This is a genomic window from Pedobacter frigoris (genome assembly GCF_005116445.1).
GTDB classification, from domain to species: domain Bacteria; phylum Bacteroidota; class Bacteroidia; order Sphingobacteriales; family Sphingobacteriaceae; genus Pedobacter; species Pedobacter frigoris.
The window spans coordinates 115747-131086 of sequence record NZ_SWBQ01000002.1 but is presented as its reverse complement, the minus strand read 5'-3'; the positions used below and the strand labels follow the sequence as shown (position 1 = coordinate 131086).

The 15340-nt window shown below is 39.5% G+C and carries 10 protein-coding genes; 7 read left to right on the top strand and 3 right to left on the bottom strand.

From position 1 onward, the window contains the following. Positions 1-65 precede the first annotated feature (65 nt). The 3 genes from FA047_RS06950 to FA047_RS06940 form a co-directional block, all read right to left on the bottom strand. A complete protein-coding gene (locus FA047_RS06950; protein ID WP_136835274.1) occupies positions 66-635 on the bottom strand; it encodes a MarC family protein in 570 nt (189 codons plus the stop codon). 101 nt (positions 636-736) lie between these two features. Beyond that, positions 737-2227 (bottom strand): amino acid permease, encoded by a 1491-nt coding sequence (locus FA047_RS06945; protein ID WP_136835273.1) that lies wholly within the window; start codon positions 2225-2227, stop codon positions 737-739. A gap of 124 nt (positions 2228-2351) precedes the next feature. Next, positions 2352-4745: a sodium-translocating pyrophosphatase gene (locus tag FA047_RS06940; RefSeq protein ID WP_136835272.1), complete on the bottom strand. Its 2394-nt coding sequence runs from the start codon at positions 4743-4745 to the stop codon at positions 2352-2354. 282 nt (positions 4746-5027) lie between these two features. On the opposite strand from FA047_RS06940, the gene FA047_RS06935 reads away from it, so the two are divergent. The 7 genes from FA047_RS06935 (at position 5028) to FA047_RS06905 (ending at position 15316) form a co-directional block, all read left to right on the top strand. Continuing rightward, positions 5028-6455 carry an APC family permease gene (locus FA047_RS06935; RefSeq protein ID WP_136835271.1) on the top strand — a complete coding sequence of 476 codons (1428 nt, stop codon included), beginning with the start codon at positions 5028-5030 and terminating at the stop codon, positions 6453-6455. Positions 6456-6703: 248 nt separating this feature from the next. Continuing rightward, the gene (locus FA047_RS06930; protein WP_136835270.1) at positions 6704-7555 is read left to right on the top strand and encodes a sigma-70 family RNA polymerase sigma factor; all 852 of its coding nucleotides are present in this window, start codon (positions 6704-6706) and stop codon (positions 7553-7555) included. 12 nt (positions 7556-7567) lie between these two features. Next, positions 7568-7822 carry an RNA recognition motif domain-containing protein gene (locus tag FA047_RS06925; RefSeq protein ID WP_136835269.1) on the top strand — a complete coding sequence of 85 codons (255 nt, stop codon included), beginning with the start codon at positions 7568-7570 and terminating at the stop codon, positions 7820-7822. Positions 7823-8285: 463 nt separating this feature from the next. Further along, positions 8286-8882: an RNA polymerase sigma factor gene (locus FA047_RS06920; RefSeq protein ID WP_136835268.1), complete on the top strand. Its 597-nt coding sequence runs from the start codon at positions 8286-8288 to the stop codon at positions 8880-8882. 70 nt (positions 8883-8952) lie between these two features. Then, entirely contained in the window at positions 8953-10140 is a 1188-nt protein-coding gene (locus FA047_RS06915; RefSeq protein WP_136835267.1) for a FecR family protein, read from the top strand. A 212-nt stretch (positions 10141-10352) separates the two neighbouring features. Beyond that, positions 10353-13724, top strand: coding sequence for a SusC/RagA family TonB-linked outer membrane protein (locus FA047_RS06910; RefSeq protein WP_136835266.1), 3372 nt, complete (start codon positions 10353-10355; stop codon positions 13722-13724). 35 nt (positions 13725-13759) lie between these two features. Further along, on the top strand, positions 13760-15316 hold the full coding sequence (locus tag FA047_RS06905) for a SusD/RagB family nutrient-binding outer membrane lipoprotein (protein ID WP_136835265.1): 1557 nt from the start codon (positions 13760-13762) through the stop codon (positions 15314-15316). The last annotated feature ends 24 nt before the right edge of the window (positions 15317-15340 follow it).

Genomic DNA, 15340 nt, shown 5'->3' with positions numbered 1-15340 from the left:
TTAGACCTTAGGTCTAACGCAAGGCTCAAATAATACAGAAGATTCACTGTAGATAATCAGGGTTGTTACAGGCCGGTATTATTGCGAAACAGTTTTATAGCAATTGCTAATAGAATAATCCCAAATGCCTTCCGGAGTACATTCAGCCCTGATTTCCCAAATAACCTTTCCAAACGCTCGGTGTTTTTTAGCACAAAGTATACAAACAGCATATTGATTAGGATACCAACAATGATATTCTGAGTAGCGTATTCAGTTTTTAAAGATAATAACGTAGTCATTGTACCCGCTCCTGCAATCAAAGGGAATGCAAGGGGAACGATAGAAACTGTTTCGGGTGCATCACCTTCTTTAAAGATGGTGAGTCCCAATACCATCTCCATCGCAATAAAGAAGATAACAAATGAACCTGCTATGGCAAAAGACTCTACATCTAATCCAATCACCTTCAAAAGCGTCTCTCCTGCAAACAGAAAAATGATCATTAAGACGGTAGCTACGATGGTCGCTTTTTCGGATTGAATGTGACCGGCTTTCTTTCTTAGCTCAATGACAACCGGTATCGCTCCTAAGATGTCAATAATAGCAAAAAGTACCATTGAGGTAGATAAGATTTGGCTGAAATTAAATTCCATAGCAGTTAATTTTATAAGACAAAGGTAGAATTAAATCTAATAAAAAAAGCCGCCTGAAATTATAACGCCCCTAAATCCAGATGATTTAGGGGCGAATAAGGTTATTCTTTCTTTCCAGGATTGTTCAAGTGGGAATTTTTCTTGCTATAACCAAAGTAAATTATAAAACCTAGAACTAACCATCCAGCTAAACGAAGCCAGTTCTCTAAACCTAATCCGAAGATCATAGCTCCACAAGCTACAATACCTAAGATAGGTACGGCAGGAACCCAAGGTGTTTTAAATTGACGAGGAAGTTCCGGGTTGGTTTTTCTAAGTATGATTACCGCAAGGCATACAAGCATAAAGGCAAACAGTGTGCCTATACTCGTCATGTGGCCTACTACGTCTCCAGGAACAAAAGCAGCAAAAATACCTACCAAAATAAGAATTACCAGGTTACCTTTATAAGGTGTTTTGTATTTAGGATGCAATGTTGAAAATACTTTCGGAAGCAGACCATCCTTACTCATAGAATAGAATACACGACTTTGGCCTAAAAGCATTACCAGAATTACAGAAGAGAATCCTGCAAGAATCGCAACAGTTACTGACTTGCTCAGCCAGCTATATGATGCAGGCATGCCTTCTTTAATTGCAGCTACAACAGAAGCCTCTCCACCTTTAGTTGGATCTCTAAAGAATTCTAATGGAGCTAAACCTGTCAGTACATGTGCAAATAAAACATAAAGGATTGTACATACAGCAAGTGAACCCAGGATACCGATCGGCATAGCTGTTTTAGGGTTTTTTGTCTCTTGTGCTGCAGTACTTACAGCGTCAAAGCCGATAAATGCGAAAAAGACAGTTCCAGCAGCTCCAAGGATTCCCATTATTCCTCCAAAACTATAGCTGATGCCCTGATGGTCTGTATAGGTAGTTGGTTCCGGGATATATGGTGTATGATATGAAGAATTGATATAGCCCCATCCTAACGCTATAATTAATATAACGATAGCAACTTTTACAATCACGATCAGGTTATTTACCAAAGCAGATTCTTGCGTACCTCTAATGAGCAATAAACTTAAAACCGTTACAATGAATAATGCAGGTAGGTTGATAATCCCGCCTACGCCGTTTACAGAAGTCTGGAATGGCGAGTGGCACCATTCATAAGGGACGGGACTCGTCCCGACGACTTCGACGAGAAAATTATTTAGATACTCGCTCCATGCAATACCTACTGTAGCAGCTCCTACAGCATATTCCAATATTAAATCCCATCCGATGATCCATGCCAGTAATTCACCCATTGTAGCATAGGTATACGTATAGGCACTTCCAGAAATGGGGATTGATGAAGATAATTCCGCATAGCATAACCCGGCAAGAGCACATCCTATCGCCGCTACGATGAATCCAATTGTGACCGAAGGGCCTGCGTTTTGTGCTGCGGCAGCAGCGGTGCGCACAAAAAGACCTGCGCCAATGATCGCGCCTATACCTAATGCTACCAGGGATCCTGCCGTCAATGTACGTTTCAGTCCTTTACCTGATTCACCTGCTTCCCCAAGGAGCATACTGATAGGCTTTTTGATAAATAAACTCATGTATTAGTTTTAGATTAGTATTTAGTTTTAGTTTGGTAATTTGAATGTCAAACCTAAATAAAATATATTAAAAAATAAAAGGGATTCTTTTTCAAGATCCCTTTTATTGGTAACAATTATAATGTTATGGTACGGTGTCAATTGTAGTTTCTGATGTTGCTTGATCAGCTTGTTTCTGCATTTGTTCTATTTGTTGTTGCATTTGCTGTTGAGCCTCTTTCATCTGTTTTTGCATTTCCTCAGCCTGAGATGTAATGTCAGTGGCTGTAGCACCAGTTTGTCCTGGAAGCTGCTGCATCATTTGATTCATCTGCTGTTGCAATTGTTGCTGCATCTGCTGTTGCATCTCCAATACTCCCTTTTGCATTGTTGCTGCATCAGGAGTGGCGATTGCGATATAAGGTGCAATAACCAGGGATACAATGGACATCAATTTGATCAAAATGTTCATTGAAGGACCAGATGTATCTTTAAATGGATCACCTACAGTGTCACCTGTTACAGAAGCTTTATGAGGTTCTGATTTTTTGTAATACATCTCTCCATTTATTTCCACACCTTTTTCAAATGATTTCTTTGCATTGTCCCACGCACCGCCCGCATTACTTTGGAAGATGCCCATTAATACCCCGGTAACAGTAACACCTGCCAATAAACCTCCTAAAACCTCAGGTCCAAATGTAAAACCTACGAGAACCGGCGTGATTAGCGCAATTGCCCCTGGCATCATCATTTCGCGAATAGATGCTTTGGTTGAAATGGCTACACATTTTTCATATTCAGGCTTTGCCTTATATTCCATAATTCCCGGAATTTCCCGGAATTGTCTGCGCACCTCCTGAACCATATCCATTGCAGCTTTACCAACTGCCTGAATGCACAATGCAGAAAATACGAATGGGATCATACCACCCACAAATAAACCTGCAAGAACAGGGGCCTTATAGATATCTATCGCGGATATGCCTGCGATGCCAACGAAAGCAGCAAATAATGCTAATGATGTCAATGCAGCTGAAGCAATCGCAAATCCTTTTCCTGTGGCTGCCGTAGTGTTACCTACCGCATCTAAATTATCTGTACGCTCACGAACTTCAGGTGGCAACTGGCTCATTTCTGCAATACCTCCAGCGTTATCTGCAATCGGTCCAAATGCATCAATCGCTAACTGCATCGCAGTTGTCGCCATCATTCCTGCAGCTGCTATCGCTACACCATAAAGACCTGCAAAGTAATAAGATGCCATAATACCTCCGGCTAAAACCAGGATTGGAATTACAGTGGATTTCATACCCACCGACAATCCGGCGATAATATTCGTCGCGTGTCCGGTTGAAGATTGTTGTATAATCGAATTAACCGGTCCTTTGCCCATAGCTGTGTAGTACTCCGTAACAATACTCATGATAGTTCCGACTACAAGGCCAACGATAATAGCGTAAAAAACATTCACGTTTGAAAACTCATAACCACGAAGACTTAAGGTTTCAGGAAGCATCCACATTACAATGAAATAAGAAGCAATACCTGTAATCACAATAGAAGACCAGTTTCCAAGGTTTAATGCATTCTGAACATTTGAATGTTCATCTTTGATCGTCACAAACCAGGTTCCTATGATGGAGAAAATAATACCAAGTCCGCAAATTACCATTGGTAGCAAAATTGGAGACATGCCTCCAAACTTGTCAGTTACCGTAATTTCCTGTCCTAATACCATTGTTGCAAGAATTGTCGCCACGTAAGATCCGAACAAATCGGCACCCATACCGGCTACGTCACCCACGTTGTCGCCCACATTATCTGCAATTGTCGCAGGGTTACGTACATCATCCTCAGGGATACCCGCTTCTACCTTACCAACTAAATCAGCACCTACATCGGCAGCTTTGGTATAAATACCACCACCTACACGGGCAAACAAAGCAATGGATTCAGCACCCAATGAAAAGCCTGTCAGTACCTCAATGGCAGTTTTCATGTGAACGGCGTCTACACCATTTTCACCGATTACATTAAAATATTTTAAGAAGACAATAAATAGTCCTCCCAATCCTAATACAGCCAGTCCTGCCACGCCCAGACCCATTACAGTACCGCCTGTAAAAGAAACCTTTAATGCTTGTTTTAAACTCGTTCTTGCTGCTTGAGTGGTACGTACATTAGCTTTCGTCGCCGATTTCATACCAATATATCCCGCAGTAGCAGAAAACACTGCTCCGATTACAAAAGAAATGGCAATGATCCAACTGGAGTGAATAGCTTTTCCGTTGATTTCAGTTATTGTTCCTGAATAAGCCAATAGAGCACTAGCAAAAAGCACGAATATGCTTAGTACTCTCCATTCAGCTTTTAAAAAAGCCATTGCTCCGTCGGCAATATAGCCGGCAAGCTCCTGCATGTTCTTATCACCTGCATCCTGTTTGTTTACCCACGCGCTTTTAATTGACATCACGATGATGCCAATTAATCCCAAAGCCGGAATAGCATAAATTAAATTGTTTTGTAAAAACTCCATAGGTTAATTTTTCTCGTTTAGTTTGTAAGTTCTGTTTATACTTGGTTAGTCTTATTATTCCCTTACTTTAAAGCTTTATGCAATGTGGTTCAGAAAGGGGTGGGATGCAAAAATAAGTGTGTTTATGAAATTACCAAATTTTTAATGAATTGATTGACCTGCTATTTCTTAACATTTAAATTGTCGTCCTAATGGAATGTAATATAGTTTTTTTTTAAATATCTTAGCATGCCTGAACCAAAACTTTATTGGTTCAAAAAAATAACCAACCAAACCGAAAAAATGAAAGAAGAAATTCAAGAAGACGGCTCTTTTAAAAGAGAGCTGGGCCTGTTAGATGGTACAATGCTCGTAGTAGGCTCTATGATTGGCTCCGGGATCTTTATCGTGAGTGCAGATATAGCCCGTAATGTGGGTTCAGCAGGATGGCTGATCCTGATCTGGGTACTCACAGCAGTAATTACTGTTATTGCTGCCGTAAGTTATGGAGAACTAAGTGCGATGTTTCCTAAAGCCGGCGGACAATATGTTTATCTTAAAGAAGCATACAATAAGCTGATCGCATTTTTATACGGATGGAGCCTCTTTGCAGTAATCCAGACGGGTACTATTGCTGCGGTTGGGGTTGCATTTTCTAAATTTGCAGCATACTTATATGAACCATTCAGCAATGAAAACATCCTGTATCGTGCAGGTTCTTTTGAATTGAATGCGGCACAGCTTGTCTCTATTGTTACAATAGTATTACTTACATATATCAATAGCAGGGGAGTTAAGGACAGCAAAATGTTGCAGACTGTTTTAACAATTATTAAAATTCTCTCTTTGTTTGGTCTAATCATCTTTGGCTTTGCACTGGCTGCAAAAGCTGAAGTATGGAATGCCAATTGGACAAATGCATGGCAAACGCGTTCTTTTAGTCTGGATACCATGACTTGGTCTCCTATTAGTGGAAGTTTATTGCTTTCAGGAATTTCTGCAGCAATGGTTGGCTCCCTGTTTTCCAGTGACGCCTGGGCTGGAGTAACCTTTATTGCTGGAGAAATTAAAAATCCGCAACGAAATGTAGGTCTCAGCCTTTTTTTGGGGACATTTATTGTCAGTATAATTTATATTCTGGCTAATCTGATGTATATATCTGTATTGCCGCTTGACGAGATTACAACCGCCAAATCGGACCGGGTTGCAGTAGTGGCCGCCCAATATATTTTTGGGCCTGCGGGTACAATTATCATTGCGGTGATGATCATGATATCTACTTTCGCATGTAATAACGGATTGATCATGGCCGGGGCAAGGGTGTATTATACAATGGCAAAGGATGGTCTTTTCTTTAAGAAAGCTGCCAACCTGAATGCATCTGACGTGCCAGGTTGGGCATTATGGGCACAAGGAATATGGGCTTCTGCACTATGTTTAACCGGTCAATACGGTGCTTTACTGGATTTTGTGGTAATCATAGTGATGATCTTCTATATCCTTACTATATATGGTATATTTATTCTTAGAAGAAAGATGCCCAATGCAGAACGCCCTTACAAAGCATTTGGCTACCCGATCTTACCGGCCTTATACATTATCCTGGCTTCGGCACTTTGCATCGGTTTGTTAAGGTATAAATTCGAAACCTGTGGCTGGGGAGTTTTAATTATGCTGTTGGGTATTCCGGTTTATTATTTCACCAAAGAAAAAGAAGATAGTCAGTCTTAATTACTGAGTTTTTCCTGAAAAATAAAGACAAGGGTTCCGGCAATGCCGGAACCCTTGTCTTTTTAACAGTTTTGATGTATTCTGATTATTCAATTCTGCTTCCGGTTTAAGGATACGTTTTCTTCAAAAATTATTATTTCGATAATATTTGTCTCTAGAGTTCATGTAATTGGAACTGGAGTGACTGATTAACTGTGCATTAGCTGTTATTTTTGCAGACCAAATAAATGGAGCTAAATATAACGTAAATGAGAGCACTAAGAATTAATCAACTGGCTACGACTCATACCGCAATACTTGATCGGTATCTTGCCGAGATAGGTAAATACGAACTTATTCTTCCCGACGAAGAGGTTCTACTCGGACAGAAAATTAAAAATGGAGATAAATCAGCATTAGATAAGCTGGTAATTGCTAATCTTAAATTTGTGGTGTCAGTTGCTAAAAGATATCAGAACAATGGTCTCGCATTGGAAGATTTGATCAGCGAAGGAAATAAAGGGCTTATCAGGGCAGCACAATCTTTTGATCCCACCAGAGGATTTAAGTTCATTAGTTTTGCAGTGTGGTCGATCAGACAGTCCATTATGCGAGCGATTAGTGAAAAGAGAAGGATTGTCAGACTACCTGGAAATCAAATTGTCGCTATAGCAAAACTGTTTCACGCTGATGGAGAACTGGAGCAGCGCCTGGAACGAAAACCTACTACGAGGGAGTTAGCCGATTACATGGCAATTGACGAGATCAAAATTGCAGATTATTTTGCGCATTCCGCTTTTGCAGTCTCACTAGATAGAGAATTTGAGATAGCTAATGGAAAAATTGGCAGTATGCTGGATCTGATAGATAAAAATGAGATAAAATCTGATACCCAGTTAATATATGAATCTGATTCAATTCAATTAGAGAGATTGTTAAATACATTAAAAAAGAGAGAAAGGTTAATCGTCAAGCTCAGTTATGGTATTGGTGCCGGATATGGCTTGGATACAGGAGACGTAGCTGAGAAAGTAGGCTTGAGTAAGGAAAGGGTTAGACAGCTTAGAATGAAGGCCATTAAGAAGTTAAAGAAGGTAGCAAAAGTTGAAATGTTTTATTAATCAGTGGATCTCATGGTAAAATTACACGTAGTAGGTTTTCCCTCTCATTTTGGAGAAATTGAATTATTAGAACTTTTTAGTTTATACGTTATCGTAGATGATTTATATTTTGTGACTGACCGCAATACAGGGTTAAAACTTGGCTATGCATTTGTTGGTTTAAAAGACGAGATCGCAGCCGATAGAGCCATAGCCAACATAAATGGGAGTATGATTGGCAGGAATAAGCTGAAAGTAAGTCTTGCAATTACCAGATCTTCAAAATGACAATTCTCTGATAATGGGTGGTCAAACATCTATTACATTTGTACCCGAGAGCGTTAATTTAAAGGGGGGTAAGTCGTCTGACTTATTCCCCTTTCTTTTTATAACCAAATTTAGTTCCAGTTCTTTCCAGCCAACATGGAATCTCATTTCCGCATCACATCATATTTTAATTAGCTTTAGTATCCCTAAAAAAGGAACAGGGATAAACTGTATCAGCTATCCCTGTTTTATAGATGGTTGACCCACCACAGATCAACCTAAACCAAACAAACCAACACTATAACGCAGGATGTTGCAAAAAAGTTTTGTTCATTTAAAAAAAAATAAAAAAAGCCTCCCTGTACTAATTAAAGGTTTTAGCTCTGGAATACACAACCCTTTGATTAGCAATCATATTTCTTAATTTGGAAACAATTATGTAACATTAATTTTATTTTAATAATTTAGGTTTGGTGTTTTAAAAATGGAAAAATATAGCACATCATCGTCCGATCAGTACCTAAAGGCTAATCTAATAGCAGGGAAAGAATGTGCTTTTGCCGAACTTCATCAAAAATATAGCTCATCCATTTTCAACTATATTAAGAAGTTTGTGAATTCTGCTGAAATTGCTGAAGATCTGACGCAGGAGGTATTCATTAAAATATGGCAGGTTCGTGCCAGATTACATGATGTCCAGTCATTAAAAGCTTACCTTTTTATCATCGCCAGAAATCATACTTTAAATAGTCTTAAAAAAGCATTCCGCACTGATATTGCCATGGCAGAGGTCATCAATTCTTTTGTTGAAGAGCGAAGAGATACTGAAGAAGATTTACTTAGTAAAGAATACCTTGATTATCTGCAAAAGGCACTGGACACATTGGCACCCAGAACAAGGGAGATTTTTATGCTGTGTCGTGAGCAGGGCAAAAGTTATGATGAAGTCGCGGAGGCATTGGGGATCTCCAGGAATGCAGTAAAGAATCACATGGTAAGCTCCATGAAGATTTTGAAAGCAGCTGTTGAAAAAGATTTGGGTGTATCTTTAAGTGTGTTGTTAGCCATCTTATTAAAATAATTTCAAAAAAATAATTTTTCTGCTACCCTCGGCCAACTGATTATTGTCTTAGTAATATAAGGCCCTTAGTATGGAACAGAAAGATTTTTATCAAACACTCGTTCAGCGTTACCTAAATAAACAATTGACAGATAAAGAGCTGGAATTGTTTGTGGAGTTAGTCAAAGATGACAAACTCGACGAATACCTATTGGCGGCAATGAATCAGGAAGCAGGCATTACTGAGGCTGATGAAAAGGATTATGAAACGGCAAATAAAGTAAGACGAATCTGGTATAAAATTGCAGCTGCGGCCGCAGTTTTCTTCATCCTTTCTTTTGGATTATATTTTTACCTCGCAAAAAATCAGGTTACTTCCCATCAGGTAAATCAAGAGCTATCAAAAACTAATGACATAGAACCAGGGAGCAATAAGGCTACATTAACTCTTGCCAATGGGTCTACGATTTCAATTACAGATGCCGATATTGGTAAATTGGCTGAACAGGCTGGTGTAAAAATTACCAAGAGTACCAGCGGGAAATTGGTTTACGAAGTTTTGCCATCATCGGCTAAAAATAAAACAGGAGTTAAATACAATACCATATCCACTCCAAGAGGTGGCGATTTTCAGGTCAATTTGCCGGATGGGACAAAAGTCTGGTTAAACGCCGCTTCTTCTATAAAATTTACCACAGATTTTGCAAATGTCAATTCAAGAAGGCTCGAACTTCATGGAGAAGCTTATTTCGAAGTAGCCAAAAAATTCAAGTCAATAAACGGAAGGCGCACTCAACAGAGAGTACCTTTTGTAGTGGTTACCGACAAACAAGAAATCGAAGTGCTGGGTACTCACTTCAATGTCAACTCTTACGATGACGAACTAAATACAAAAACAACACTCCTTGAAGGATCGGTAAAGGTCTCTTTGTTGAACGGAAAGTATCCGAAGTCTGGCATTTCCAGGGTATTGAAGCCTGGTGAGCAGTCCGTTGTTACTCGTGCGGCTACCGATGTTCAAATTAGCAAAGCAAATATAGGTCAGGTAATGGCATGGCAAAAAGGATATTTTCATTTTGAGAATGATGATCTACAGTCGGTCATGCGCCAGTTGTCGCGTTGGTATGACGTAGAAGTGATCTATCACGTTAAGCGTCCGGATGATGAATTCATCGGAGACATTCCACGTGCGGTAAAACTTTCAGAAGTATTAAAGATGCTGGAGTTTGGAGGTGTGAGTTTTAAAATTGAAGGAAGAAAGTTAATAGTGATTAAATAAGTCAATATAATAACCAGATAATTTTTAACCCTAAAATCAGCAAGTATGGAAAGATAAATACTCAAATGCGCAAACTGATGAAAAAATAACCGGACCCTGGTTGCAACAGGATCCGGCAGAACCATTCATCATATCAGAATGGAACAAATGTTCCGGTCGATCTCAAAAAATACCTTGTAAATAATTAATGAATTAACCAAACATTCAAAAATATGAATTTAAATCTATGTAGGAAAGTCCCTGTTTTCAGGTGGCTGTTCTCATCTAAGCATTTACTGGCGATGAAATTAGCTGTAGTATTAATTGTAATAGGTTGTCTTCAGGTCTCTGCAAAGGGGTTCTCACAGATAATTTCACTATCAGAGAAGAATAGTACGTTGAATAACCTTTTTGAAAGCATCAAAAAACAAAGTGGTTATACTTTCTTCTACAATAATAAACTGATCAAACAAGAAGGGCGAATCAGTATTGAATTAAACAACGTTAGTCTGGAAGCAGCACTCGATCAGATTTTTAAAAACAGGCCATTCTCTTACAAGATCATGAACAATACGGTTGTGATCAAGAAAGAGTCTTCTATGCTCGCAAAAACAATGAGTAGCCCTGCCGTCCAGATAAACATTAAAGGAAAAATTTTAGATAGAGATGGCAGTCCTTTGTCGGGTGCTTCGGTAATGATTAAAGGTACCACAAGAGGTACATCTGCCAATGCTTCCGGAGATTTTTCAATCGATGCCAAGGAAGGCGATATACTGGTTATAAAATACCTGGGGTACATGACTAAAGAAATCCTGGTGAAAGCAGGAACAACTAGCCTTGATATTGTTCTTGAAGCTGAATTACAGGATCTTTCTGAAGTAGTGGTAACTGCTTTGGGGGTTAAAAGATCTGAAAAAGCATTGGGATACGCAGTACAGAAAATTGGCGGTAAAGAACTACAAACGGTTAAAGGCGTAGATCTTGGAACTTCACTGACGGGGCGTGTTTCCGGATTGGTGGTTAAAAATTCTACAGAATTTAATGCAAGACCGACTATTGAATTGAGGGGTGAGGGTGCTTTATTAGTTGTCGACGGTATTCCTTATGGAAACCTCAACCTAAGAGATATTCCTACTGATGATATTGAAAGTATAGATCTGCTAAAAGGTTCTACAGCTTCAGCTTTATATGGTTCCCGTGCTAAAGGTGGTGTGTTGATGATTACTACAAAAAAAGGTGCGGCAGGTAATGGGTTTTCTGTAGATATTAACAGCAATACCATGTTCCAGTTGGGATATCTGGCAATTCCGGAAGTACAAAGTTCTTACGGTCGTGGTCAGAATGGACAAATAGATAACGATTATGTTTGGGGACCAAAACTGGATGAGGGTAATACTGCAAGAGACTGGAATCCGGAAACTAAACAGTTTGAAGATGGAAGGCCATTAGTTTCTATAGGAAAAGACAACCTGAAAAACTTTATGAATACAGGTATAGTTACCAACAACAATATTGCGCTGGCGCAAAGCACCGAAAATGGAAGTTTTAGAATAGGGCTGAACCACATTTTTCAAAAGGGGCAGTTTCCAAATCAGAAATTAAACATGATGAACCTCACTTCTGGCGGAGAAATTAAAGTAAATGATCATTTCAAAGTAGAAGGACGTTTTGGTATCAGCAGGGGGGCTACTCCGCAAATGTGGGGAAGCGGTTATGATAACCAGGGATATTTATACCAAATGGTCATGTGGACCGGTACTGAGTACGACATTCGTGATTACAAAGATTACTGGATCGTGCCCAATAAAACGCAAAACTGGATGTACACCAACTGGTATGATAATCCTTACTTGATTGCCCATGAAAAACTAAATGGGGAGATCAGAAATAAAGTAAATGGAAATGTAACAGCCAATTACAAATTCAATAACGATTTCAACCTAATGTTGCGTCTGGGATATGATAATTACAATAACAAAACTACTAAGCAAAACCCAACCGCAAATATCTTCTCTACACGAGGTGGATGGAACGCCAGGGGGATGTATGAAACCAATGACCAGACTGGGTTCTCTACTAACGATGACCTGATCCTTACTTATAATAAGAAAGTAAGTAAATGGTCTTTTGAGGGATTAGCAGGAGGAACACTTTATTATTATAAAGACGATGGTTTCAGGGCTACTACCAAAAACGGTCTGATCTCTCCAAGATATTTTTCTTTAAAAGGCTCAGTGGAGCCAGTTACCATCACCCCAGGCACCAACTGGTCGCAACAGATCAATAGTCTTTATGCAAGGACCTCTGTGAGCTGGAATGATGCGGTTTTCTTCGATGCTACAGGAAGAAATGACTGGAATTCTGCACAGCCAGAATCTTCAAGATCATTCTTTTATCCGTCATTAGGATCGAGTGTTGTGATTTCCGAATTGGTGAAATTGCCTGCTGTTGTAAATATGTTCAAACTGCGTGGTTCATGGACGCTTTTTAAAAATGCTTTTGATCCTTATGCAATCAACAAAACATTTTCAACAACTACTTCGGCATGGAATACCCTGAACTCTGCTAACTATCCTTCAAAACTGATTGGCGAGAGTTTGCTTCCAAGTACACAGCGCACATGGGAAATAGGTGCTGCAGCTTATTTATTCAACAAACGCCTGCATCTTGACCTAGCTTATTTTGATAAGTACTACTACAACAGACAAGTAAATATAGATATTCCCGGATCATCAGGCTTTGCTACCATCCTTGGGAATATAGACGAGACTTATGCCAGAAGAGGTGTTGAAATCACAGTAGATGCAGCTGTAATCAAAACAAGTGATTTTGAATGGAACAGTATTGTCAACTGGTCTAACCAGCATCGCTATTATGTTAAGATAGATCCCGAACGTTCAGCAGACAATCCTTGGGTGAAAAAAGGCCAAAGGTTAGATACATACCTTAGTTCTTATTGGCTAAGAGATCCTAGTGGTAATGTAATCTATAATAATGGCTTTCCTGTAGAAAGCGATTATAATAAAAAGTATGGTTATGGCGAACCTGATTTCAGCATTGGCTTTATCAACAATTTCAGATATAAAAACTGGAATCTGGGTGTAAATATTGATGGACGCATTGGCGGATTAATGTATAACTACATGTATGATAAAATGTGGGATACTGGTACAAATCCTGAATCTGATAACCAATACCGTTATGATCAGGTGGTAAATGGCTTGAATAATTACGTAGGTAAAGGGGTTAAGGTAGTTTCAGGTGAAGTGAAATTCGATAAATATGGCAATATCACTAGTGATACGAGACAGTATGCTCCTAACGATGTTCAAGTAGGCTATCAGGATTTTGCACAAACTTTCAGGGGTGGTGATATGGGGATTCAAAAAGAAACTTTCATCAAGCTTCGTGAAGTATCCCTTGGATATAGTTTCCCGGCAAAATTAGCCAGCAGACTCGGTGCTAAAAGTGCCTCATTCTCACTTACTGGTCAGAACTTGTTGCTGCTAACCAACTTTAAATTTTCAGATCCGGACATAGATACAGAAAACCTGAATTCTCCTTCATCCCGTATGATTGGTTTTAACCTTAAGGTAGGATTTTAGTACTAGGTATTTCGTTCATAAATAATTATATCAAGATGAAAAGATTTTTAAAATATACGTTGATCTTCCCAGCAGTGGTAATTTTGACCAATGGCTGTAAAAAGTTTGAAGATATCAATACCAATCCAAGTGAAACTACTCAGGTAAATTCAGGAATGCTTGCTACGAGTATGATCCTTAGTATTACCAGGGGAGACATCAGTTCTACAAAAGGTTTCATGCAGCCCTTTCTATTAGGCAAATACCTGACCTGGGGTGAAGGACAAGAGGGATTTCAATACAATAGACTGGGTCGTACGGATTTTAACCGCATTACCTTATTGCGTAATATTTCATCCATGGAAAGCTATGCGACTAGTGAGGGACTTAAAAAATCTTACCAGGCTCTTGGGCATTTTATCCGTGCATGGCAGTTTTTTATGACTACTATGCAGGTTGGGGATATACCTTATGCTGAAGCGGTAAAGGGGGAGTCAGGACTGTTAAAACCAAAATATGATTCACAGAAAGCAGTGTTTTTAGGTATTCTGAACGAACTGGATCAGGCCAATCAATTGTTTTCTGAAGGAACAAACTTCGACGGCGACCCGATCTATGGAGGAAAAGTTGACAACTGGAGAAGGCTGGCCAATAGCTTTCAGCTTCATGTGCTGATCAACCTTCATAAAAAGACAGGGGATGCTGACCTTAAGGTAACCGACAGATTTAAAGATATCGTTGCTAATCGTCCCTTGATGAGAGACTATAAAGATAATTTTGCACTTGCCTATAACAATACTGCTGGTCAGAATTATCCTTGGTCTGATGTGCCAGCAGGTTCAGGTAACTCATTTGTGAAGTCAAATTATACAATGCTCACTAACACGCTGCTTGGACCAATGAAGGCAACTAACGATAGAAGGTTGTTTTATTATGCAAAACCATCACCTGTGAAAATAACAGCGGGTGTGTCACAGTCGGATGTTAATGCCTATCCTGGAGTAGAGCCTTCCGATGCATTCTCTACTTTGCAGACTAAACGTGTAGGTAAAGATTATGCAGATTTGAATAACCGTTATGTACAATTGGTAAATGCAGAGCCTGTGAGTGTGTTCAGTTGTTGGGATATGCAGTTTGCATTGGCAGAGGCTACCCTAAGGGGCTGGATTACCGGTACACCTGCCCAGACTTACTATGCTGCTGGCATTACCAATTCTATGAATTCGGTTGCTGTAAACACACCTGACCTCGCGGATTATCACCACAATATGAAAATGGATGCTGCATATATCCTTGCATTCCCGGCAACAGCTGGGGTCGCATTGGCCGGAACCAACGAACAACAGATTGAGCAGATCATCACTCAAAAATACCTGGCCAATTTCTTACAGGGAGGGAAGTACCAGTCGTGGTTCGAAAACCGCAGAACAGGTTATCCGGTGTTTACATTGAACAGTACTACAAATCTAAATACACCTTCTGCTAAATTCCCGTTGCGATGGCTTTATCCTTCAAACGAACTGAGCTATAACTCCGCAAATCTGGATGTGGCAGTGAAGAGCCAATATGGTGGCAGTGACGATACTAACCAGATAATGTGGTTGTTAAAGTAGTATTTAATCTTATATTTATAATCA